Source organism: Helicobacter bilis (assembly GCF_001999985.1).
Lineage (GTDB): Bacteria > Campylobacterota > Campylobacteria > Campylobacterales > Helicobacteraceae > Helicobacter_A > Helicobacter_A rappini.
Window position 1 is genome coordinate 1,904,078 of sequence record NZ_CP019645.1, and the last position, 23,402, is coordinate 1,927,479.

Consider the following 23,402-nt stretch of genomic DNA (forward strand, 5'->3'; position numbering starts at 1 on the left):
CTACATAATGACTACACAGCAAGATACATCACACAACCGCCGCTCTTATGGCACAAGTGTGCGAAAATCTAAAACTATGCAAGAAGATTCTAAGCAATCACACCCAACACAACAAGCACAAGATTCTAAGCAACCTTTAGAATCTAACACAGCACAACCTAACCCCATAAATTCCATAGAATCTAGCTTAGATTCTAGCTTTATGAATGATTCTAATCACATAGAATCCACCGCTACAAAAACCACTCAATCTACCCCTATGGATTCTAACCACACAGAATCTAAACACCCCGCAACACAGAATCAAGACAAGCATAAAGCACAGATTCTAGCCTTAAAACACGCCCTTAAGACAGATTCTAAAAAAGCGGCACAAAAAGAGCAATTTGTCCTTAAAGTCTCAATGTATAGCGCATTAATCCTAGCGATTTTTGGCATTAGCTTTGGAATCTTTGTCAAATCTATGGCGGTGATTTTTGATGGCTTTGTAGCTCTCATTAGCGTGGGGCTTGGGGCATTAAGCGTGATTACTTCTCGCTACATTTATAAAGAAGATGATGATATTTTTCAATACGGCTATGTCCGCTTTGAGCCGATGGTAAATCTCTTTAAATCCCTTGTGCTAGTCTTTGTGTGCGTGTATGCTTTTATAAACGCTTTGCAGAGTATCATTCACGGCGGCTATGCAGTGGAGCTTGGCGGGGCGGTGTCGTATAGTCTGTGTGCGTTTGTGTTTTGTGCGATTTTGTTTGTTTATACGCTGTTTTATACGCGTCTTTTAGAATCTGATTTGATTAAAGTGGATAATACGGAGTGGAAGATTGACTGCGTGCTGTATTTGGGTGCGTTGAGTGCGTTTGGTGTGATTTATTTTATGCTTAGTCCTAAGAGTGCTTTAGCGATGTATGTTGATCCCTTGCTGTTGGCGGTGCTATCGTTAATGCTGTGTGTCTCGCCTATCCGCATAGCTATTGCGAATTTTAAAGATTTGATTATGGTCGCCCCAAGTGAGATTGATTCTAAAATCACGCAAATTATGGAATCTTTGAGTAAAGATTTTGGCTTTAGCGATTATGATACGCACGTGGCGAAATCGGGGCGATTCTATATGGTGGAAGTGAATATCTTAATAGATAAAAATTGCAAGATTAGCTCGGTAGCGGAGTTTGATTCTGTGCGTGATAGGATTGAAAAATCCCTTGATATTCCAAGCTATAAGATTTGGCTATCTGTAAGCTTTACAGGGAATGCGAAGTGGTTGTAGGATAGCTTATATTTATGCAATTTCAAATGTGAGATTCAAGCCTAAATCACAACGGAAAGCTAGAATCTACTCTACCCTTAAGCCCTTTTTGAGTGTGAAAAGGGTGTCTAAAGTTTGAGTGATATATTCTTGCTCTTGTAGTGGCGGCAGGGGGATAGTGAAGTTTTCCACAAAGTCCATATTTAATCGTTGTTGTCCTGCTGTGCCTTTAAAAGTTTTTAACGCTTGATTGACAAAAAAGGCAGAATTTACACAATAAAAAACATATTCTTTCAATAATGGGTTATAGGGAAGAAGAACGATAAGTTCCGTTGTCCCAGCACCATAGCCATTTTTAAGATTTTTTACAACGAAAGATTTGCCATTTTCAAAACAAGGCGATATTTTTGCAAACGCTACACTATTATCACACAAGTGCGTAAAACCGCCTTTAACTTCTTTCCATAATTTTAGCTCGTAAGTAAAGGTGTTTTGACAGCTATCGGCTATAAGTGCCATAGGGATAAAGGATATTTCTACATTATCACTTATATCATTTTTAGGATTTATCTCACAAATATCCCCAAGTTTGACCCACGCCCAAGAATTTGGGATTTCAAAGGGTGGGGTTTGGTGGCTTGTAGATACTTCCCTTTCGCTTTGCTCAAGGTCAGTATGACGAGTGGAGTCAGTAGGGTAAGTGGCGTTTTTGTCATTTTGAGCCTGTGAAACAGGCGAAAAATCCAAACCAATATACGCATTCATATCTTCATATTGCGGATTTATAGATTCTATAAGTGCATTTTTAAATGCTCTCTTTTTGCCCTTGAGATATTTTTCTCGTTCAATGGCATTGTTGATGTTTTCAAAGGCTTCAAAATACACCAATTTTGTGCAGTTGTATTTTTCTGTAAAACCTTTTATGAGTTTGTTTTTATGTGCGTAAATGCGTTTTTGCAAATTACTTGTAACACCTATATAAAGCGTGGAGTTGGTGGCATTACTCATCATATAAACATAGGCTGGATATTTGGCTAAGCTCAGTTGATTGTGGCTTAGGGCAATGCTGGATTGCTTGTCGTTTTGAGATACTTCCCTTTCGCTTTGCTCAAGGTCAGTATGACAAGTGGAGGCGGTATGACAAAATAACGGCGTGATTTCTTTGCATTTTGTAAGTTCTTTTTTTAGCATTTGGATTTGGGATTTTAGATTCTGCTTTAGTTCTTTTGTGGATTCTGTGTTTTTAGATACTTCCCTTTCGCTTTGCTCAAGGTCAGTATGACAAGGGGAGTCAGTATGACAAGTGGAGGCGGTATGGTAAGTAGCGTTTTTGTCATTTTGAGCCTGTGAAACAGGCGAAAAATCTTTTTTTTCTACTTTTTTGAGTGTAGATTCTAGGGTTTTAAGCTTCTTTTCTAAATTTTTGCGTTTTTGCTTTATTTCATCGTTGTAAGTGGCTATTTCATTAAAGGCGGAGAGTGTAGGGGAGCTTCTGCGATAAAGTTTGCTTAAACTGCCCTCTAGGGCAAGTTTAAGCAAACTCTTTTCAATTCTCTTTTCAATTCTCTTTAAATTCTCTTTAGTTATAGCAAAATCATTTGCGAGTGAAACGAGCAAATCAAGTTTTTTTACGATTTCTTGCTGTTCCTTTAACGGCGGCAGTGGGATAGTGAAGTTTTTTAACATTGTTTGATTAATATTATTTTGTGCAACGCCTCTGCCTAAACTATTAACATAATCTTTCATAGACATTAAGCAATACATTAAAAATTTAGTATCGTAGTCGTAGGTTTCTATAAGGGCAGCTATGGCTTGATTTGTCGCTGCATCTATATTTAAAATCGCAGTTTCGCCAAGCGTTGCAAATATCGTATAAAGCAAAGTGCCTTTTTTAAAAATTTTTGCCGATGAATTTTCAAGTCCTAATTCCGTGATAAATTCTTGCGTTTGATTGACAACATTATTTTTTACATCGGCTATTTTTACCCAAGGGATTGTGCCGTTGTGCCAATATTCTATTTTATCCCTTGAAGGTGTGCCTCCGCTCACTATCTCACAAATATCCCCGAGTTTTACCCACGCCCAAGTGCTAGGGATTTCAAAGGGTGGGGTGTGTGGATTGTCATTTTGAGCCGTAGGCGAAAAATCTCTTTTAGATTCTGTATTAGATTTTTCGCATTCGCTCAAAATGACAAGTTGAGATTCTGTGTTTTTAGATACTTCCCTTTCGCTACACTCAAGGTCAGTATGACAAGTGGAGGCGGTATGACAAGCCTTTTTGTCATTTTGAGCGTTAGCGAAAAATCTAGATTCTTGACAAAATAGCGGCGTGATTTCTTTGCATTTTACAATTTCTTTTTTAAGGCTTTGAATTTGAGATTTAAAAAAGGCTTTTTTATCCTTGTCTTTTTCAAGCTTTAATTCTTTTTCACATTTTTTTAACTCTTTTTCTAAATCTTTGCGTTTTTGCTTTATATTATCGTTGTAAGTGCTGATTTCATCAAAGGCGTTAAGCCCTGCGTTTTCTCGGCGGAATCTAGCGGTAAGTTTGCCTTTAATGGCATAGTCTAGCAAGGACTTTTTTAAGGTATCTGTTTTCATTTATAAATATCGCCTCTTGAGTCTGCTTTATAAGCATAGATTAAAATCTCGCTTTCTAACACTTCGTATAAAAAGCGGTATTTGCTAATTCTTAGGCGGTAATGGTTTGCCCTGCCTTGCAGTTTTTTAATATCTAGCTTCGCTTCATAAGGATTTTGCGCGATTGTCTCAAAGCTTGCAAAAACTTTGGCTTGTATATCTTGGTGCTTTTTTAAAAACTTTATAAAATCCTTGTGATACTCTATGTTATAGGGCATTTTGTATGCCTTGCTCTGTTGTATTTACCGCTTTATTCTCTTGGGTATTCTCTTGGCTTACAAGCCTTTTTAGCTCTTCGTGGCTTATGGTTTTGCCCTCTGCTAAGTCTTTACGCGCTTCTACCCACGCTTCATAATCCTCTTTTGTCATAATGGTGTCATCATAGTCATCTGCTTGTGTTAGCACTTCTACAAGCTCCACGCCTTTGATAAGGTTTATCGCTGAAATGATGGCGTCTTTGTTGTGTTTATCGATACTCACTTCTAGTAGCATAGTTTCTCCTTATTCGTTTTCTTTAATTATAGTAGAAATTTGCTTCATTATGGAATCTAGCGTGGCGTTTAGCTTATCTCTCTCGGTTTTGATTTGCTCCATAAGCTCTAAAGGCTCTAGAATCTCTTCTTCTTCGCTTACATAGCCGCATAAATCAAAGTTGTAATTCCTAGATTCAAGTTCTTCTTTGGTGTAGGATTTTGCTTTGAAATTCCCGCTTTCATCTTGTAAGCTGTGTCTATCACTTTCCCACCACTGCAAAAATGGCTCAAAATGCTCTAGGCTCATTTGCTTCGTTTTGCCAAAGGATTTTATACCCTCTGGCATATCAAGGCGGTAGAAGTGGGTGTGCTGTGTGCCTTGTGGGTCGGCATTGAAAAAAAGTAAATTTGTGGGAATGCTCGTATAAGGGGCGAAAACGCTTTTAGGCAAACGCAAAATAAGATAGAGATTAAAATCGCTTAAAAGCTTTCTTTTGAGATTAATTTTTGCATTATCAGCACCAAATAAAAAGCCATCAGGTAGCACGACTGCACCCTTACCCTTGAAAGATAGTCTGTGCAAAATGAGTGCCATAAATAAATCTGCTGTTTCACTGCTTTTGTATTCTTGGGGGAAGTGTTTAATATCATCACCACGCTCATTACCACCATAAGGGGGATTCATTAAAATAATGTCAAATTTGGGGTATTTTGTAAGATTTATATCAAAGTCTTCAAAATTACTAAATTCAAAGGCATTGCCGTGCTTTAGGTTTGGATTTTCTATGCCATTAATGAGTAAATTTGTCGCACAAAGCAAAAAGGGCAAGGACTTTTTCTCTACACCATAAAAGCTTGTTTCAAAAACTTTTCTATCATTTGTAAGATTTACTTGCTTTTCTAAAAAATGTGCCGCTGAAATGAGAAAGCCCCCTGTCCCACAAGCTAAGTCCGCCACACTCTCACCTAGCTTTGGACTAAGCATTTCTACCATAAATTCCGTAACGGCGCGCGGTGTGTAAAACTCGCCGGCATTTCCTGCACTTTGCAAGGTTTTTAAAAAGCTTTCATAGACTTTGCAAAGCTCTTTAAAATCTTGTCTATTGTGAATCTTAAGGCTAGATTCTATCTCATCTATCACTTCGCGTAAAAGATAGCCATCTTTCATATAGTTGTTTAAATCTTCAAAAACTTTTCGCACGATGGATTGATTTAACGGAGTGGATTCTGTGATATTTAGGGCTTTTAGCGTAGGGAAAAGATCATTATTGATAAATGTGAGTAAGGGTTCGCCTGTGGGGGACTTTTCACCCACTGCCCAAGACTCCCAACGCAAATGCTCTGGGATTATAGAGTGATACTCCGTGCCATTCATCTCATTTAGGGCAGTCCATTCTTTTTCATAATAATCATAAAGCTTTAGGAATAAAATCCACGCGATTTGCTCCATTCTTTGTGCATCGCCATTCACTCCTGCGTCTTGACGCATAATGTTTTGAAGTTTTTTGATATTTAGCATTAGCTTACCTCCTTATAAAGTTCGTTTTTAAGATTTTGTAGTATAGCATTCACTCCGCCATATTCTTTAAAAATTTGTGCGATTGTGGCGAGATTATACCTTGAAGCAAAAGGCTCATTGACAAATACACTAGAATCTAGCTCGTTAATGCCCCCTTGTGCGTATTTCTCAAGTAAGAGTTCTAAAAGCTCTCTAGCCTTTGGCTGTAAAGATTCTAGGAATTTATTTGCTTTTTTTGCCCTTTGTGTGCGGCTTAGGGCTTGTGTGCCTTTAGCAAGGGAGAGTAAAATGTCAAATTCATCGCAGTTTTGAAATTTATCCATTTGCCCTAACTCTTGGATAAAAATACCCTTTTCTTCAAGCTTGTTTAAAAGCTCTTCACGCGTGGCTTTATCACCTGTGCGTAGGGTGTCAAGGTAAGATTCAAAAGCTTTAGTGTTTTGAAGCTTTTCACCGCTAAAAGATTCTAGGCTTTGTGTGATAGGTGTCAAAACGCCATTAACATTGCGTAAGATGATGACAGATTTATCTTGCATATAGACTTGTATTTCTTCGCCGTCTATGGTGTGCTTTATCGGTGGTTCTGGTGGTTCTTTTATGATTGGTGGCTTTGGCTTTTTCTCTCGCTCTCTTACCTCATCTGTGCCGATAAACTCTATCTCACCATCAAAATCTGGGTCGTTTAAAAACTCTTTTGCAATGCCTTTAAAATCTAGCACATAAAAATGCGTTTTGCCCCTAGATTCTAAGACTTCATTAAGCCTTGTGCCTCGCCCTATCATTTGCTTAAATAGGCTTTTATCACGCACGATTTTATCAATGACTATGACTTGCACCATTTGCGTATCTACCCCTGTGCTTAAAAGCTGGGAGGTTGTGGCGATGACTGGATAGCGTTTGCTTACGCTTTTAAAATTATCTAGCAGGGCTTTGCCCTTATCATCATCGCTTGTTATGCGTGTGATGTAGTTAGAATCTTTTGCCATTTCTTGTTTGTTTTCATCGCAGTCTTGCAGGGCATCTTTCATCAATTGTGCGTGGCGTTGGTCTTCGCAGAAAATGATAGTTTTAGCGTAAGGATTTTTTAGAGTGTGGTGCAAAAATTTGCTCACTTCTTTGGCAACGAAGCGGATTTGAGGTTTGAGATAAATTGTGCGGTTAAAATCTGGGGAGTTAAAAGTTTCTTGCGGGATTTCTCTGCCCTCTTCATCACGCTTACCTAGTTCTGGTGTGTAGCCTTGCATTTCTATATTTGACAAATTTTCTACCACAGAAAAAGGGGCTAAATAGCCATCATCTATGCCTTGTTTTAAGCTGTATTGATACACCGGCTCGCCAAAATAGTCTATATTATCATCATCTCTTTTTTCTAACTCGCCTGCTTCTTGGCTCTCTCTTTGCTCTTTATTATATTTAGGCGTGGCAGTCATACCAATTTGCAGTGCGGAGTTAAAATACTCCAAAATCTCACGCCAAGTAGAATCCGCCCTAGCGCTGCCCCTGTGGCACTCATCGATAAAAATAAGGTCAAAAAAGTCTTTGCTTAAGGCTTTATAATGCTCTACTTTATCATTATTTTCTTCGCTACCGCTGATAAATTGCTGATAGATTCCAAAATACAAACTATATCCGCTTTTAAAATCGCGATTTTCTATCTTATAAATGCCTTTGGTAAAGCTTTTAAAAGTCCTTGTGGTGTCGGTGTTTATAAGCTCATTTCTATCAGCTAGATAGAGAATTTTCTCTATCTTTTTGCCATTTGGCAGGGTTTGATTAAAAAGGCGGTGGGCGATTTGATAAGCGATGAGAGTTTTGCCCGTGCCTGTGGCAAGGACGAGTAAGATTCTGTTTTGTCCTTTTTGTGCGGCGATTAGGGCGGCGTTTATGGCGTTGTTTTGATAATAACGCGGTGTTGTTTGGCTTAAATCACAATGCGTTTGTAAAAGATTATCATTTGTGAGATTTTGCCACTTTTTGTAGGCTTCATACAGCTCCCTTGGGCTTGGGAAGGCATTAAGGGATAAATTCTCTTTTTCTACTCCCTTAAAATCTTTTGTAAGCGTGTATTTTACAAAGCCCTTGCCACTACTAGAAAAGGCAAAGGGGGCTTTAAGTGCTTTGGCATAGTCTTTTGCTTGTTCTATCCCCTCACTATCTTCGTATTTATAGGCTTTTGCTTCTAACACTGCAAGGGCGATTCCATTGTGAAAAAGCACATAATCAGCCTTTTTTATAGTGCTTTTATCTCTTTTGCCTGTTTTGATGTCAATTTTGCCCTCGCTAAATTCATAATCTTTAGCTTTTACTCCATATTCCATTTTAATGGATTCAAAATCCCAGCCCACTTTGCTTAAAGCAGGTTCAATATAACGCTTTTTGGTGTCTTCTTCGCTAAGTATTACATTATCCATTATTTGCCCCTTTGTCTAAGATTCTTATCTAGCATTCTGCCTCGCCTAGCTCATACAGCCCAGCTTTAAGCACAATCTCATTGCGATTTGTCTCAATTAGCCCTTGTGTTTTTAGCTCTTTTATCACTCTTGTAACTGCCTCTCTGGCACTGCCGATATTGTTTGCTATGCTTTCTTGACTTGCTTCTACGCGGTTATTTTTAGCGTTACTTAGCAGAAACTTTATTATGCGATTTTTGAGACTTTTAAAGGTTACATCATTAATGGTGTCAAAGGCTTGTTTTAGGCGTTTAGAGACTAAAGAGAGATTAAAACGCATAATAGATTCATTACTCTGTGTGAGTGTCTCAAAAATCTTATTTGGTAGGATAAACACGCTAGAATCTGCCATAAACTCAAGCACCACATCAGCCTTAATGTTTGATAAAATACAGCTTGTAGAGATGATACAGCATTCATTTGTAGCGATGGTAAAAATGGTGATTTCCTTAGCATTGCTTGATACGCTAAAAAAGCGAACTTTCCCGCTTAAAACATACAAAAAGCCTAGCAACTCATCGCTATCAGGGTAGATTCTATATCCCTTTGTGTAGGCTTTTACAATGCCCTTATTTTGCAGCACTTCAAGGCTTCTCTCATCGCCACATATTGTGGTATTTATCTGCGTTAAGGTGTCTTTAGATAGTGGTTGCATATTTTCCTTTTGTGATAAAATCGCTTGAATTATAACTTAAAAAGGTTAGTGTTGGGGTTTGTGGAATTTATATGAAAGCTTAAGTTTTATGCGAATTTTAGCAATACTACTCATCAATCGCTTTATACACTATTGCACCAAAACGGGATTTTTTTGAACCTTGTAGTATGTCATGCTGATTTGCATGAGTGTTAATTTGTATCGTGCTTTCTAGGTTATTTTTGCAATCATAAAATTCTAGTAAAAATTGCAATGGATTATTATTGCTTACTTTTATATGTAGTGTTTGTTTGGCTTTTGGGTCAATTTTGATGAATTTGCTTAATTCAGCTGCAAAGATAGCTTGTGCTTCTTGTTTATGGCTATGCAAACTATCTAGCTCCCAGTGTAAAGCGTAGTTAGGAAGTGTTGAAATGCTATTTTGAAATTCTAAAAGCATAATATTTCCATAACTCATATTTTTTGTTAGAGCTTGATAAAGCACAATATCTTCTTTTAATGCGTGTAATATTTCTTTAAACTTTTTATATTGTGAGAAAGAGACTTGATTGCAAGTTTTAAGCAAGGTAGATAGTTCGCTTTGTGCTTGGGTTATGCGATTTGCAATAGAGCCTTCCAATATTTCTCTGCTTACTCTCACACGCACATTCACTTTATTGCCTTGCTTTGTTGTCTTTTCAACTTCTACTGATGGTATATCCTTAATCTTAGATTCTAAAAATGTGTTAGTCATACCGCTTGTTTGTAATGTATCATTTTTTTGATTTATATTTTGTTGTGTTGAGTATTTAATACTTACTTGCAAATTTGTCGCAAGATCTTGCAAGGCATTCTGCTTTGCAATATCAAAGTTAGGACCAGAGCCTTCACCATAGATATAGTCTTTGTTTGTTTTATCCTTATGAAAGCTTGTATCTTTTGCATGACTACAACCATGCAAACCAAATAGCATGATACATATCAAAGTGTAGATGAAAATGCAAAGGGATCGCAAATATTTTTGCATATTGCCTCCACTTTTTAAATAAATAAAGAATTTACACTTTCATTGTGATAAATCCTACGCACGACCTCAGCAAAAAGCGGTGCGACAGATAGAATCTTAATCTTTGGACTTGTCTGCTGTAATGGGATAGAATTGCTTAATACCACTTCATCTAGCACACTTTCATTGATTCTATCATACGCACCACCACTTAAAACCGGGTGTGTGCCAACCGCCATGACACTCGCTGCACCCCTATCTTTTAATGCTTTGGCTGCTTTACACATCGTCCCAGCGGTATCAATCATATCATCTAGCAAAATGACATCTTTATTTGCTACATCGCCGATGATATTCATCACCTCGCTTTCATTTGCTTTCTCTCTTCTTTTATCAACGATAACTAAATCTAGTCCCAACTGATTTGCAAAATATCTAGCCCGTGCTACACCGCCAATATCCGGGCTTGCAATGATTGGATTTTTCAACTCTTTCTTATGTCGTATGTAATCTCTAAATATAATCGCCCCATAGAGATTATCCACTGGAATATCAAAAAAGCCTTGAATCTGTCCGGCATGTAAATCCATAGTGATAACACGATTTATACCCGCACTCTGTATTAAGTTCGCCACAAGCTTTGCAGTAATTGGCACTCGCGGGGCTGCTTTTCTATCCTGTCTTGCATAGCCAAAATACGGAATCACAGCATTAATAGAGTTTGCACTACTACGCTTAAATGCATCAGCCATTATAAGCAATTCCATAAGATTATCATTTGTTGGAGAGCAGGTTGGTTGCACGATAAAGACATCTTTTCCACGCACAGATTCGCTGATTTGCACGCTAATTTCGCCATCGCTAAAACGCGTTAAAAGAGCCTTTGATAGTGAGCAGTCAAGGTGGGTTGCTAACTCTTTGCTAAACTCTGGGTGTGCATTTCCTGTAAAAATTTTAAAGCCCTTCAAAGCCATTCCTTTTTTAAATGTGTGTCAATTATAATTTGTTAATTTAAAATCTTAGCTAAACTTTTTGGAGAATACAATATGTAAAGCTTATATTCTGCTAAATATTTTAGACTCCACAAACTATGCGATATCAAACTCTCTTTAGTCTCGACAATATTTTAATGCAAATTATGCAATGAAGTATATGAAACAAATTTCTATTACGATTGCAAATTAATAAAACTATGCTAGAATAAATCGATGTATAAAATGAATTACACAAAGACAAATGGCTAAGGTAAAAGGATAATCATGCAGACTATTCAATTACAACAAACAAATATAATGACAAAAAAGCTTTTGCAAAAAAAGGGTGCTAAAGCATTGCTTAATGGTAATTTTCAAGGCGCATTTTACCTATTTGAGAGTGCATTTTGGCTTGATATGCATGATTTAGATTCTAGAATCGGGCTTTATCTTGCTGATATGGGTATGGATTTTGGACAAGAGGCAATTGGCATTTATGATTTTTATCAAAGCATACTCGCAGCTGAAAAACGCTCAAATAAACATAGAGTTCAACGCATGATACTTTCTCTCATTGAAGCTTTTGACAATAAAACACATAAGCTTTCAAAGGCTATGCAAAGAAGTAAAAATGAGGCAATGGATAGCTATGATGCGATTAGTTATGCAGATATTAAAGCCTTATTAAAGACAAAGGATTTTAAAGAGATTTACAGCGGATTACCCATAAACACAAAGCTAGTATTTGGAGAAAAAGGGGATTTTTATGAGTTTTTATCCTTGCTCGTGCAGAATGATTATGTTGAAGCATTACTGCATTATATCGACTCATTGCCACGATATGATATGGAGCTTATACCCTTAATTGAAGCGGCAAATAATAAACTCAAAAAAAATAAAGCTAAAAAACAACAAAAAGTATCAAAATGAAACCACACATTACAGATGATACAAGAAAGCTAAGAGAAGATTCTATCTTTCTTAAAACCCCGCAAAACGCACATTTTATAGAATCTTTACCGCAAAATATCCGCATTTTAGAAAGAGATGAGCTAAAAGAGTATTTCAATACAAATATTAAACTAATTGGCATTACAGGCACAAATGGCAAAACAACAACGGCAGCGGCTATATATTCTGTGCTGCTTGATATGGGTTATAAAGTCGCCCTGCTTGGCACTCGTGGTATGTTTATCAATGACACACGAACAAAGCCAAAGGGGCTAACGACACCCAGCCTTTTAGAGCTATATGAAGATATAGATATGGCGGCAAATATGGGTTGCGATTTCTTTGTCATGGAGGTTAGCTCTCATGCGATTAAACAGGAGAGAATCTATGGTTTAGAGTTCTGCCTTAAGATTCTCACAAATATCACAAGCGATCATTTAGACTATCATAAGACTTGGGAAGATTATGCTAAGACTAAAATGCAGTTCCTGCAAAGTGGCGAGTGTATAAAGATTATTAATCTTGATGATAAAAGTGGTGCTAGTATGCGTTTTTATCCGCATGTCCTTACCTATGGTGTGGAATCTAAGGGGCATTTATTTGTGAATGCCTATGGTTTGCAAGATGGGATTTTCGCACAGATGAGTTTGCGATTGCAAAAAGATTCTATGCAAGAATGCGTTATAGAATCTAGTCTTTTTGGTCTTTTCAATCTCTATAATCTCATGGCAGCAACACTTGCAATACATGCTATCACAAAGCAAGATATACAAAGCATTTGTGCGTGTGTGAAAAACTTTGGCGGTGTGTCTGGTCGCATGGAGATTGTAAGTAAAACGCCTTTAGTAATCATTGATTTTGCCCATACAACTGATGGTATGAAGCAGGTTTTTGAATCTTTTAAGACAAAAAATATAAGCGTTGTGTTTGGGGCTGGTGGAGATAGAGATAAGAGTAAGCGTGAGAAAATGGGGGCTTGTGCTAGATTCTATGCAAAAAAGATTTATATCACAAATGATAATCCAAGAAGTGAAAATCCGCTAAGTATCGCACAAGAGATAGCAAAAGGTGTGTTTGCAAAAAGCCTTAATGAAACAGATATAGAGATTAAAGAAAACACTTCTTATGAGATTAAATCAAGTAATGCTGCTATTACTATGCAAATTATCCTTGATAGAAAAGAAGCTATCAAACTCGCTTTAAGAGAATTACAAAAAGATTGGGTTTTACTTGTGCTAGGCAAAGGCGATGAGAGTGTGCAGATATTTAGAGATAATGAAATACATTTTAGCGATAAGGAATGCGTGCAAGAGATACTTAAAGATAAATAAGGTTGATTTTAGAAACTTTTACATTGTAATGATTTTTAGTGAGAATGTGAAAGTTATAGTAGGGTTGTTCTAGATTCTAAAGTCATATATCGATAGATTATCATTTCATATATTAAGCATAAATTGCTACAATAATGCAGTTTATTTACAAATAATCACAATCAAAATAAAAAACAAGTAGAAACAATATGCAAGATAAAGTAGATTCTAAAAAACATACACAAGAAAGCATAATAAAAAAAGATGGCTTTGACTTTGCGTTTAACACAGGAAAGTGTAGTGAATGTGGGGGGAAGTGTTGCTATGGTGAGAGTGGTTATATTTTTGCAAGTATTGCAGAGATAGAAAGAATTAGTGCTTTTTTAAATATACCTTTTGAGGATTTTTGTTTGCGTTATATTAAGAAAGTAGGCACAAGATTCTCTCTTATTGAAAAAAAATGCGATGATGTAGAAAAAGGCATAAGTTGTGTATTTTTTGATGAAAAAAGTTTAAAATGCTCCATTTATGAAGTTAGACCAAAGCAATGTCAAACCTTTCCTTTTTGGAGCATGTATAAAGAGGATAAAAATGAGTTAGTAAGCCGTTGTATAGGTGTTATTATTTAGCACAGCATATATGAGGTTGGAGTGATTATGAAAACAAATATTTTTGCATTAATTTGCCGTATAAGCCTAGCATGTGTTGCAATGTTGCATATAAGTTGTGCAGATACTACGAGAAAATTAGGTCAAAATATACAAAACACACAGACATATAATACAGATGTTGGCGCTGATTTTCTCATGCTAAAAGCCGCTGACTTCATGAATCAAGAACTTTTTTTAGAAGCTGCTGATATATACGATAGGCTTTATAAGCAAACAAAAGATATTTATTTTTTAAAACAAATCGCATTAGCTAAAAGTCAAGCTGGAAGCATTGAGTTGGCAGTGGAAGCAGCAAAGCAATATCAAACTTTAAGTAAAAATCTAGATGATGTGGATACAAATCTCATCATTGCAGAAGATCACATACGAAAAAAGCAATATAATCTAGCAATTATTTTGCTTGAAAAGAATATAGCTATAAATCCGAGTTTGCATACACATTATGTTTTGAGTAATTTATATTTGCAAGAAAATATGCCTAAAAAGGCTGTGAAGCATTTTATAAGTGTATATGATGATCCCATGAGTTCTGGGACAAAACTAAGACTAGAAGCACTCAATCAAATTGTAGCAATCTATTTAAAGCTTAAAGAGATAGATAATGCTTTACATTATCTCAATATGTATATCGCAGATAATGAATATAGCCTAAATTTACAGACATTTTTTCCCATCTATGCAAAGGCTAATAAACTTGATATGCTACAAGAGAATCTTGCAAAAAGATTCCATGATGATAAAAGCTTAGAAAATGTGCGTATGCTTGTAGCAATTCTAGTGCAATTAAAGCATTATGATGAGGCAATAAAACTATTGCGAGAAAATGAATCTTTGCTTGGCAATGATGGCGAAGAAATGCTTATGCAAGTTTATGCAGAATATGGGGATTTTAAGAGTGCTTCTAAAATAGCAAGTAAGCTATACGCACAGACAAAAAAAGCAGAATTATTAGGGCTTAGTGCGGTATATGAATATGAGGCGATAGAATCGAAAAATAAACAAACTCTAAAACCAATCATCAATACGCTTAAAGACATGCTTACAAAACGCACAGAAGAGCTAAAAGAGGCAAAAGAGAATCTCAGCAAAAATGACGCATTTTTTTATAATTTTTTGGGATATTTGATGATTATCCATGATTTTAATATTGATGAAGGTATGCAATATGTAAGCAAAGCCCTTGCTATCGAGCCAACATCTATTGAATATTTGGATAGTTTAGCTTGGGGATTCTATAAAAAAGGGGACTGCAAACAGGCTAAAGAGACATTTGAACTCATCTCACCAGATAAGTTGCAGGATATACCAGAGCTTATAGAGCATAGCAAGGCGATTAGAGAATGTCGTTAAATATGACATGTTGGGCTATATTGCGTAAAACATGCGCATTGAAGCTATAAGATTTTATTAAGGATCTTTAAATGTGTGATGATATAGATTTTGCACCACTTTGAGTTGGGTGTAGATTTTTTGGAGGGATAAAATTGGTTAAGATTCTAAATAAGAGAATCTTAAAAAGTTAGAATATGTTTTTACTCATCATTTTAGTCCAGTGGTTCTACTATGAGTTTCCCATCATCTGTTCTTTGGGCAGTGTATTTTAACTCTTCTTTTTCCATACTATCCACCAACTCACCAATTAAATTATCTAAAGACTTTTTCATTTCTTGTACCTGTGCTTTCACCTTTTTTCTCCCCTCTTCTTGCTCTTTTTTCATTGCTTTATATAGTCCCTCTTCTATAGCCTTATGCCATTCCTCTTCCATAGTCTTATCCATCTCATCCATTTCACCACTCTTTGCTTTCATTTTTTCATTGTGTTCTTTATCCCTCTGTTTCATTCCTTCCTTATATTCTTTATCCATTTGTTTTATTTGCTCGTCAAGTGTTTTCATCGTTATTTGTTCGATATTATCTTTTGTTAGTCTTTCACCCGGCTTTAAAACAATACCATCTGTAAATTCTTCACTATACCCCATTGTTAGATACATAAAATCTTCTACTGCATTGAGATCCATTTGTATTTTTGTCTTGCAAGTAGCTTTTTTGCGCTTCATCAAATTTTTCTGTAATAGTATTTTGAAACTCGATACTTTTTACAAACTTTTCTACATCCTTTTTGTCTATATCTTTAGACATATCTGATCCCATACCGAATATTTTTACAAACTTCATGCCAAGTTCTTTTTGCACTTCCTTGTCATCACACTTTGGTGTGCCTTTACTATCACCACATGCTACAAAAGCAAACACACATACCGCACTTATAACACCAGGTGAAATCTTTTTCCTAAAACCCATATTAACTTCTCCCATGAAAAAACATTTAGCTTTATCTTGCATGATAAAACGCGATGGATTCCACAAAAAAAACAATTCAAGGGTATTTTAGAGATTATGAATAATGTATAAGCAATAGAAGTGTGTATTTGTATAGAAATAATAAAATGTAGAAATCCAGTTTCTGCTCCTTATGTGTGTGGCAGGATTATAAGGTGTAAAATGGTAAAAATACAAAACCTAACACCTAGACAATGCATAAAACAATATAAGATTCTAAAAGCATTAAAAAGGTCAACATGTAACATAAGTCTAATGTGTTAAGCACGATAGAAACTAGCCACAAACAACATGACCCCCCCCCCCCCACTTCTCACAAAGCACAAAGAAACGCAAACAGAGCTTTAAAAGAAAGAATACAAATAGAAACATAAAACAACAAGAAACTAACAAAAACATATAAAACAAGATTCCACAACACAAACTAACACTCAGGCATCAATGCAAAACTAAACCCTTAACACACCAATATCTCTAAATCCCTAAAGTATTCTTTCATCACAAATTTATCTTGACTCTTATCATTGACATAATCTTTATTCTCAACTTCTACTAAAGCTTTTAATCTTACATTATACGAGCCTTCTTTATTAAAAGACTTTAGTATATTATCCTTTTGATTACTCACTTCGCCATCACCAAAATCCCATTCAACTTCTACTAACTCTATGGAAGTAACAATATGAAATCCTATCACTTCATCAATAGCTATCACGCTTTTAGTAGCATATATCTCTAAAATAGTAGTATCAAAGTCTGTATTGTAGTCAGGTATTTGCACCTTTTTCCACTCATCTGTATAATCACTGATTGGAGCTTCACCTATTGCTTTAAGTGCATTTACGGTAGTTTGCTGCATATCATAGCTTTTAAGCAAGTCTGGTTTATTTGCATTTGATAGGACATTTTGATAACTTACCATACAATTTGCTTTATTTATCTGTGCGTTATCATTGGCACTTTTATGTAATACTTCTGCCTTGATTTTATCTTCTCTTTCATGTTAATATTTGGCTTGAGCTTGAAGTTGAGCTGTTTGCATTTTACTTGCTTGTATCTTAAAAAAGCTTTCTTTCACTTGATTTGATAGCATACTACTTCTTTTTTCTTTTATTGTTATTTTGCCTAGTATGCCTAATGCACTTTGATTTTGTGCGTCTCTTGTAGCCACTTCGTTTTGGTCTATGGTTAATGCGGTTTGGACTGCACTTTGAAATACTCCTAAAAATGTTTTAGCCATAAAATCACTATAAGCTAAAGCTTTTTGGTCGTCTGTAAAAGCATAGCTTGGCATATATTTTACAAAGCTATCTAATGCGTCTTTATATATTTGACCATCTTTCATCTTAGCTTCTATAAAGTCGAAATTCTCTTGGAATTTCTTTAGAGTGAGATTTTTTGTGTCTAACATGTTAAATCCTTTTTTTTGTGGTATAATGTCGTGGCTCTATTGGTGGCTTAAAAAAGTTCAGCAAGTTATTCTTGCTATGATAGTATGCTATCCGCCCTCTTACGAGTATTTTGGGTTGGCTTTTCCCCTGCAAAATAGAGCAATTTATATTTTTTTATCATTTTTTCCATTCTATCATCATCTGCTTCATAACTTGTTTTATATAACAATTTATTATTCTTATCTACTTCTACGCTAACCAAATGGATTAAACCCTTTTCATCTTTAAAAGGTTTATAAAAATAATAGCTTCCCCTTGTGTCTTGTGTGATAAATAATGGTTTTTGCAATGTTTCTAAAATGCCTCCATTTAGTGTCAATCTGTCTTGTTTCTTATTACCCATTTTTCCATTTTTCATTAAATGATAAAACGCATATTTTGGATTTATCTCTAATTCTTTAATCGGTGTCTGTATTGTTGCTTTTTTACTATTATTAAACTGCATTATAAAATCCTTATAGCGTAATTGTTTAGGTAAAGGTATTGCAAAAGATTCCAACGCCTTATAATCTATCTTCCCGCTAGAATCTAAAAAGCTAGATTCTAGCTCTTTGCTTAACGCTTCGCCGTGCATTGTCGCTTCTGCGATAGTGTCTTTTATATTTGTATCCATAGTTTTGTGAGGGTGTTTTCTTGTATTGTAAATGTCGTGTTCTCCTAGATTTTTGTAATTTTTCTCATACTCCTTAATTCTCCTGTCAAGTACTTCTGCTAAATCGGGGTCGCTTTTTTGCAAACTCAGTCGCACATCTTTAAGTTTTTGTATTTCATCTTTTAAGCTTTGTTTTGTATAAATGTCCCCAATATAAGAATCATCAAGCCTATTTTGCACATTCCTTGCTTCCACTTCTCCGTGTTGTTTTGCGTATCTTTCTACACTTTCTTGCGATATTCCCGTTAAATTTTCCGCTTCTTTATAGCCAAAACCAAAGCCCTCTATATCTTGGATTGCGTGTTGTATTTCGTGGTAGAGTGTAGATAATCTGCTTTGATTATCTCTTAATTGTTTAGCATTTAAGGTTATCTCTTTTGTATATTTCGCATACGACCCTAAGTTATAGTCGTTCATTCCATAATCAAAATTAACAATTAAATTTTTAAGACTTGGATAGGCTGTAAAAAGCTCATCATCTTTTAAAATCCTAGATAATTTTACACGATTATCCCTAGAAAATGTATAAAACTCTAGCCCACTAAAATCAAGCTCCCCGCCACTTTGGCTTATCTCAAACTTCCATTTTTTATCCTTGTCTTTATACCAGCCTGTTTTTTCCCATATCTCTATTTCATCTGCCCCACTAGATTCTAACTCTTTTGCCCTCTCTAGCCTTGCTTTGTGTGGTGCATAGGCTTCATTTACTAAAGCCTTTTCCCCTGCGAATAGCTGTGGATTTACATCTAAAAGCTTATTGTTATTTAAAAAGCGTGTTAAGGCATTATGTGTATTTGTCATTGCATAAGTTTGCAAATCTCTTTTAGCTATTTCACTCATTAAAGCTGGATTGTCTTTAGCTATATTTGGATAACTCTTAGCTACTTTGTTTGCTCTCCATTCTAAGCCTTTTGCTACCGCCTTACTTCCTACCGCCCCACCTAAGAATCCAGCGGCAAACTTAGCAGGATTAAATCCTACAATGTTTCCATTCTCATCAGTTTCAATTCCTGCTACACTGCCACTTAAGACTCCAGCTCCTAAATGTTGTGGATTAGAATACATAATATTAGGGCTATTTTCATTAAAATATTTATGTGTAGATTCTTTATTTTTTGGTTTAGTCTTAGTGATATTGCCTTTTGTATCTGTATAGCTTCCTTTATTGTCAATATGTTTTATTTGGTTAGAATCAAATGCTACTATTTCTCTATCATTAAACAATATACCATCATATCCTGCTTTTTTATAAAATTGTTGCAATGGATAGATTCTAGCTGTTTGATACATTCTTCCATAACCGCCATATACACCATAGTGTCCGCCCACTACTTCCTGTAATTTCTCATTCTCTCTTGCAGCGGCTAGGATATAAAGCTCGGTTTCATTTTTAAAAAATTCTTTTTCAAACCCAGCTTCATATAATGTGGGCGAATCTTTTTTTAAGAGAGAATCAAGCTCTTTTAACTCTTGCAAACTCTCATCTAAATTAGGATTATGTTTTAAATCTGCCTCGTAAGCTCTTATGCTCTCATGCAAATTTTCCTTTTTTAGATTATAAAGCGGTGTGCTAAACTCTTTACCACTTTCTATATGCCTTATCTTAACGCTTTCTCTGTCATATTGCAAAAACTCAAAGCCGCTTTCTTTTAACTCTGCTTTTGCTTGTTTTAGATTTTCTATTGCCCTTAATCCCCTTTCTTTATCTTTTTTAGTGAATTTAAAAATTTTATCAATCTCTTTTATTTTTTCTTGTGTAAGCTCTTTTTCCATAATAAAGGGCTTTTTGATATTTAAAAATACTTCATATATAAAGTTTCCTTCATCATCATCTGCATAGTTTTTAGCAAGGTTTTTATCATTGGAAAACCAATTGCCTATGCTAAAATTAGAAACTGAATTATCTTTAGTATTAAAGACTTCAAAAGGTTTTTTAAGTTCTTTATTATGCAATCTTTTCATACTGCTTAGTGTTGTGCCATGATAAAACACTTTAGGCAGTCCATTTTCATCTTTTGTTAAAGGGCTAGAATCTTTATGCCATTCTAGTAAATCTTTTGCCTTTTTCTCATCGTAATTAAACTTTTGCATGGTAGATTCTAGTGTTTGTTGTGGTATAATGTCGGTGTCATAACTGCCGCTTAGAGTTCGGTCTAAGTCGTATCCCTTAGAGGAAGGCGTAGGGGCGGTCGTGATATTTCCCCTACTTTTCCACATTGTTACAAATCTTAATTTATTTCTACCTGTTAGCACTTCTTCCACTGCGACATAATGCCCGTTAATTTGCTTTTTATAAACAATATGATTTCCGCTTACCTCTCGTGTATCGTGTGTTTTGATTATGCTTTGATAGTCTAGGACTTCATCTTTTGTAATAGGAATTTGATTGCGTGAAGTCTCTACTGCTTCATCACTATGGCGATTTAATGCGTGTGCTAAATGCTCGGCGTCAATTTCTCTTACTACTGCATAATTACCCTTAAAATCAAAGTCTTTTTTAAGCAATTCTAGCTCATCTTGCTCTACTTTTGAGATTATTAATTTATCATTTGCATTTGGCTTAGTTAAATCCCACTTATCTATGGTTTCTTTTATCTCTTGCTGTGTTAAATCTTTTTCTAAATTGCTTTTTGTTGGCAATTCCTTAACACTAGATATTTCATTTTTCAAACGATATAAAAACTTGGCTTCATAAGTGTTATTTGTATCCTTTATCATTTGTTGTATAAGCTTCAAGGCTGTATCTGTCCCTTTAGCTTTTATTGCATAATCGACTTGAAATCTTGCATTATCTATAAAATCTTTTAGGGCTTCTACTTTGCTTGGTTTATTTTCTTGTGGGGTTTTATTTGGTAATTGATTTTTTAAATCCCTTATTCTTTGTTCTACTAAATCCAACTTATCTAAAAATTCACTATTATGTGCGGGGCTAAAACTATAAGGGCTGTAATCATTGCGATTACTTTGCATAATCTTTTCTAAATGTGCTTTTTCTTTATATGCTGTTTCTAAATCATAGTTTGCAATTTTCTCAATCTCTGCGGCTTTCTCTGTTTCTTGTTGTGTTTTTAATTGTGTCTCTTTTTCTGCGTGCAGTCTGTCTCTTTCTTTATTTAATGCTTCTACTATCTCGCCTGTTTCCTTTCGTATTTTATCCATTTGCTTATAAAATGGCTTTTCTGCTTCCCTTGCTAGAAACTCTGTAGCATTGCTTTTATATACCTCTTCTATATCATGTTTCATATTTGCCAGTATATTTTCTGCATAGTGGTTTCTATCTCTTGGGTTTTCTAGTGAATTTGCCATGTTTAAAAATCTATCTGCTAATCCCTCTTGCTGTTGATTAAAGGTAAATTCATGTCCTTTCATAATCTTTCTTTCATTTGTCATAAATTCTGCATAGCTGTCTATATCTTTGGAATCTGCATTGATTTTTTTTAATAGCTCTTGTTGTCTTGGCTCAAGTAATAAGGCTTCTTTGATAGGCTTTTCAAAATCTGCTAGTTCATCATCTGGGATTTCTATGTATTTTCTGCCATTCTCATTTACTTCGTATGGTTTTGTTTGTGGTATAATGTTGTTAGAGTTTAAAGGCAGAGTCTCGCCTTTTGTGAAAGAAGCAGAGTTGCTACCTTGCTTCTCACTCTGCAATTTAGAATTATCAAACGCAGTTACTACCCATTTATTTTCACCGATTTTTACACCATTTTCATTCCAACCTATATTTAAGCCTACTTTATAATCTCCCAAAGTGATATTATAGCCATTATGCGTTTTTACTACTTCCCCATCTTGTATAATCTTATCCAGCTCTTTTGCCATGTCCTCAAACTCATCGCCATGCTTTTCAATAATCTTAGCAAGTCCCCAGCCTTTAGCTTCTTTGCCTTTGCCTGTTACTTCTCCCCAAACTAAATCAATATCCCCTAATTCTTTACGATGAAATGCCCCTGCAACTTGTCCTTTATACTCGCCCTTAGCTCCGCTTTCTTTATGTGCTTGTGCTTCATTTATGAGTTTTTGTATAGCAGTCTCGCCGCTGTGATAATGTTCTGCATAGTTTGTGCCAAATTCTTTTATGGGTTTAATATCATATAGAATCTCTATATCTTCTCTAATAGATTTAAGGTCGCCCGGTAAAGCCAAAATTTCATCATCTTTTATGCCTTTGTTAAAAGAATCAATATTATATATTTTCCCTTTAATATTCCATCTTATAACAGGGTCAAATCTATCAAATAATAATCTTGTTTGTATGAGTTTCCTTGTGTATTCTTTTTCTTTTGTATCTACACTGCCCCACGATTGCTTATAACGAGTTTTATCTACATTATGAAAGCTAAAAGGATTTTCAAAGTCAAAATCTGCTTCTTTAAGTGCTTTTATTTCGTCTTTTTCTGCGAATAGGTTTTGCTTCATTAATACTTGTTTTAATTGGTCAAAGTCATTTAGAAATGCGTTCATTTCATTATTGGCTTTGTGTGTTATATCTGCTCTTTGTTTATATAATTTATCTTTTTGTTTTTGTGTTTTTGCATTCTCAATTTGTTTAGTTATAAATTCTATGGTAGGCATATATTTTTCATAAATTGCTTTCACTTCCGCCCTTTTTGTATCTGGCATTGGTGTAGTTTTTAGATTAAGCGGATTTTCTAAAGAGATTCCTAATTCTTTCAATTCTTGTAATTCCTCGTTTGCTTCTTGCTGTATTTTTGCTAGTCGTTTTTCTTCCTTTATGATTTGTGCGTGTTTATCTTTTATGAGTTCTTTATCATTTGCCTTTATTGCTTGTTCTAGACTCTCTTTAAGTTTTTGTATATCTTTGTTTGCATATTTTATTGTTGTTAGCTTGTCATAAGCCCTTTGTGCTTCTTGTAATATTTGAAATTCGTCTAGTTGTTGTTTTGTTATAGGGTCTTTTTGGTTAGTTTGCTTAGATTCTATTTCTTTATGTCTTTGTAGTAATTCCTTTGTTTCACCTACACTTTTTCCGCTTTTTCGTGCTTGTTTAACTATTTCTTGCGGGGTTTTTAGCTTGGTTAGCAGATTTTTTTTAAATGCTGGGATAGAATCTGTCATTTCTGCTAT

At 35.3% G+C, this 23,402-nt stretch carries 18 protein-coding genes; 5 read left to right on the forward strand and 13 right to left on the reverse strand.

The window, feature by feature from the left end; all coding sequences use genetic code 11:
- The first annotated feature begins 7 nt into the window (after window positions 1-7).
- Window positions 8-1,264, forward strand: a complete 1,257-nt coding sequence (locus XJ32_RS08670; RefSeq protein ID WP_437339611.1) for a cation diffusion facilitator family transporter — start codon at window positions 8-10, stop codon at window positions 1,262-1,264.
- Window positions 1,265-1,330: 66 nt separating this feature from the next.
- Here XJ32_RS08670 and XJ32_RS08675 read toward each other — a convergent pair whose 3' ends face one another.
- From XJ32_RS08675 to XJ32_RS08710, 8 genes are all read right to left on the reverse strand, one after another.
- Entirely contained in the window at window positions 1,331-3,844 is a 2,514-nt protein-coding gene (locus XJ32_RS08675; protein ID WP_077389110.1) for a restriction endonuclease subunit S, read from the reverse strand.
- Window positions 3,841-4,101 (reverse strand): type II toxin-antitoxin system RelE family toxin, encoded by a 261-nt coding sequence (locus XJ32_RS08680; protein ID WP_077389112.1) that lies wholly within the window; start codon window positions 4,099-4,101, stop codon window positions 3,841-3,843. The genes XJ32_RS08675 and XJ32_RS08680 overlap by 4 nt, the downstream gene beginning before the upstream one ends.
- Complete coding sequence (locus XJ32_RS08685; protein WP_077389114.1) at window positions 4,091-4,375, reverse strand: hypothetical protein; 285 nt, start codon at window positions 4,373-4,375, stop codon at window positions 4,091-4,093. Before XJ32_RS08685 ends, XJ32_RS08680 begins: the two co-directional genes overlap by 11 nt.
- Window positions 4,376-4,384: 9 nt before the next feature.
- A complete protein-coding gene (locus XJ32_RS08690; protein ID WP_077389116.1) occupies window positions 4,385-5,875 on the reverse strand; it encodes a class I SAM-dependent DNA methyltransferase in 1,491 nt (496 codons plus the stop codon).
- On the reverse strand, window positions 5,875-8,286 hold the full coding sequence (gene hsdR, locus XJ32_RS08695; RefSeq protein ID WP_077389118.1) for an EcoAI/FtnUII family type I restriction enzme subunit R: 2,412 nt from the start codon (window positions 8,284-8,286) through the stop codon (window positions 5,875-5,877). The genes XJ32_RS08690 and hsdR overlap by 1 nt, the downstream gene beginning before the upstream one ends.
- A 28-nt stretch (window positions 8,287-8,314) precedes the next feature.
- Window positions 8,315-8,980, reverse strand: a complete 666-nt coding sequence (locus XJ32_RS08700; RefSeq protein ID WP_174566018.1) for a Crp/Fnr family transcriptional regulator — start codon at window positions 8,978-8,980, stop codon at window positions 8,315-8,317.
- 106 nt (window positions 8,981-9,086) lie between these two features.
- A complete protein-coding gene (locus XJ32_RS08705) occupies window positions 9,087-9,986 on the reverse strand; it encodes an LPP20 family lipoprotein (protein ID WP_077389120.1) in 900 nt (299 codons plus the stop codon).
- A gap of 14 nt (window positions 9,987-10,000) precedes the next feature.
- Entirely contained in the window at window positions 10,001-10,933 is a 933-nt protein-coding gene (locus XJ32_RS08710; RefSeq protein ID WP_005218173.1) for a ribose-phosphate pyrophosphokinase, read from the reverse strand.
- Window positions 10,934-11,224: 291 nt separating this feature from the next.
- Between XJ32_RS08710 and XJ32_RS08715 the strand changes: the two genes are divergently transcribed.
- From XJ32_RS08715 to XJ32_RS08730, 4 genes are all read left to right on the forward strand, one after another.
- A complete protein-coding gene (locus XJ32_RS08715) occupies window positions 11,225-11,869 on the forward strand; it encodes a hypothetical protein (RefSeq protein WP_077389122.1) in 645 nt (214 codons plus the stop codon).
- Window positions 11,866-13,221 (forward strand): UDP-N-acetylmuramoyl-L-alanyl-D-glutamate--2,6-diaminopimelate ligase, encoded by a 1,356-nt coding sequence (locus XJ32_RS08720; protein WP_077389124.1) that lies wholly within the window; start codon window positions 11,866-11,868, stop codon window positions 13,219-13,221. Before XJ32_RS08715 ends, XJ32_RS08720 begins: the two co-directional genes overlap by 4 nt.
- A 188-nt stretch (window positions 13,222-13,409) precedes the next feature.
- Window positions 13,410-13,829, forward strand: a complete 420-nt coding sequence (locus tag XJ32_RS08725; RefSeq protein WP_005218166.1) for a YkgJ family cysteine cluster protein — start codon at window positions 13,410-13,412, stop codon at window positions 13,827-13,829.
- A gap of 27 nt (window positions 13,830-13,856) precedes the next feature.
- Window positions 13,857-15,221, forward strand: a complete 1,365-nt coding sequence (locus tag XJ32_RS08730; RefSeq protein ID WP_077389125.1) for a tetratricopeptide repeat protein — start codon at window positions 13,857-13,859, stop codon at window positions 15,219-15,221.
- Window positions 15,222-15,415: 194 nt separating this feature from the next.
- Here the strand turns inward: XJ32_RS08730 and XJ32_RS08735 are convergent, their stop codons facing one another.
- The 5 genes from XJ32_RS08735 to XJ32_RS12970 all read right to left on the reverse strand — a co-directional run bounded on the left by XJ32_RS08735 (window position 15,416) and on the right by XJ32_RS12970 (window position 23,393).
- On the reverse strand, window positions 15,416-15,889 hold the full coding sequence (locus XJ32_RS08735; RefSeq protein WP_167619996.1) for a hypothetical protein: 474 nt from the start codon (window positions 15,887-15,889) through the stop codon (window positions 15,416-15,418).
- The gene (locus tag XJ32_RS08740) at window positions 15,840-16,187 is read right to left on the reverse strand and encodes a hypothetical protein (RefSeq protein ID WP_155761499.1); all 348 of its coding nucleotides are present in this window, start codon (window positions 16,185-16,187) and stop codon (window positions 15,840-15,842) included. The genes XJ32_RS08735 and XJ32_RS08740 overlap by 50 nt, the downstream gene beginning before the upstream one ends.
- A 481-nt stretch (window positions 16,188-16,668) precedes the next feature.
- Window positions 16,669-17,133 carry a PKD domain-containing protein gene (locus XJ32_RS08745; RefSeq protein WP_254422333.1) on the reverse strand — a complete coding sequence of 155 codons (465 nt, stop codon included), beginning with the start codon at window positions 17,131-17,133 and terminating at the stop codon, window positions 16,669-16,671.
- An 81-nt stretch (window positions 17,134-17,214) separates the two neighbouring features.
- A complete protein-coding gene (locus tag XJ32_RS08750; protein WP_077389131.1) occupies window positions 17,215-17,622 on the reverse strand; it encodes a hypothetical protein in 408 nt (135 codons plus the stop codon).
- A 74-nt stretch (window positions 17,623-17,696) separates the two neighbouring features.
- Entirely contained in the window at window positions 17,697-23,393 is a 5,697-nt protein-coding gene (locus XJ32_RS12970; RefSeq protein ID WP_254422334.1) for a putative barnase/colicin E5 family endoribonuclease, read from the reverse strand.
- Window positions 23,394-23,402: the final 9 nt, after the last annotated feature.

Coding starts and splice junctions, on each gene's coding strand:
- XJ32_RS08670 (WP_437339611.1), top strand. CDS start 8: ATGACTACACAGCAAGATACATCACACAACCGCCGCTCTTATGGCACA.
- XJ32_RS08675 (WP_077389110.1), bottom strand. CDS start 3,844: ATGAAAACAGATACCTTAAAAAAGTCCTTGCTAGACTATGCCATTAAA.
- XJ32_RS08680 (WP_077389112.1), bottom strand. CDS start 4,101: ATGCCCTATAACATAGAGTATCACAAGGATTTTATAAAGTTTTTAAAA.
- XJ32_RS08685 (WP_077389114.1), bottom strand. CDS start 4,375: ATGCTACTAGAAGTGAGTATCGATAAACACAACAAAGACGCCATCATT.
- XJ32_RS08690 (WP_077389116.1), bottom strand. CDS start 5,875: ATGCTAAATATCAAAAAACTTCAAAACATTATGCGTCAAGACGCAGGA.
- hsdR (WP_077389118.1), bottom strand. CDS start 8,286: ATGGATAATGTAATACTTAGCGAAGAAGACACCAAAAAGCGTTATATT.
- XJ32_RS08700 (WP_174566018.1), bottom strand. CDS start 8,980: ATGCAACCACTATCTAAAGACACCTTAACGCAGATAAATACCACAATA.
- XJ32_RS08705 (WP_077389120.1), bottom strand. CDS start 9,986: ATGCAAAAATATTTGCGATCCCTTTGCATTTTCATCTACACTTTGATA.
- XJ32_RS08715 (WP_077389122.1), top strand. CDS start 11,225: ATGCAGACTATTCAATTACAACAAACAAATATAATGACAAAAAAGCTT.
- XJ32_RS08720 (WP_077389124.1), top strand. CDS start 11,866: ATGAAACCACACATTACAGATGATACAAGAAAGCTAAGAGAAGATTCT.
- XJ32_RS08725 (WP_005218166.1), top strand. CDS start 13,410: ATGCAAGATAAAGTAGATTCTAAAAAACATACACAAGAAAGCATAATA.
- XJ32_RS08730 (WP_077389125.1), top strand. CDS start 13,857: ATGAAAACAAATATTTTTGCATTAATTTGCCGTATAAGCCTAGCATGT.
- XJ32_RS08735 (WP_167619996.1), bottom strand. CDS start 15,889: ATGGATCTCAATGCAGTAGAAGATTTTATGTATCTAACAATGGGGTAT.
- XJ32_RS08740 (WP_155761499.1), bottom strand. CDS start 16,187: ATGGGAGAAGTTAATATGGGTTTTAGGAAAAAGATTTCACCTGGTGTT.
- XJ32_RS08745 (WP_254422333.1), bottom strand. CDS start 17,133: ATGGTAAGTTATCAAAATGTCCTATCAAATGCAAATAAACCAGACTTG.
- XJ32_RS08750 (WP_077389131.1), bottom strand. CDS start 17,622: ATGTTAGACACAAAAAATCTCACTCTAAAGAAATTCCAAGAGAATTTC.
- XJ32_RS12970 (WP_254422334.1), bottom strand. CDS start 23,393: ATGACAGATTCTATCCCAGCATTTAAAAAAAATCTGCTAACCAAGCTA.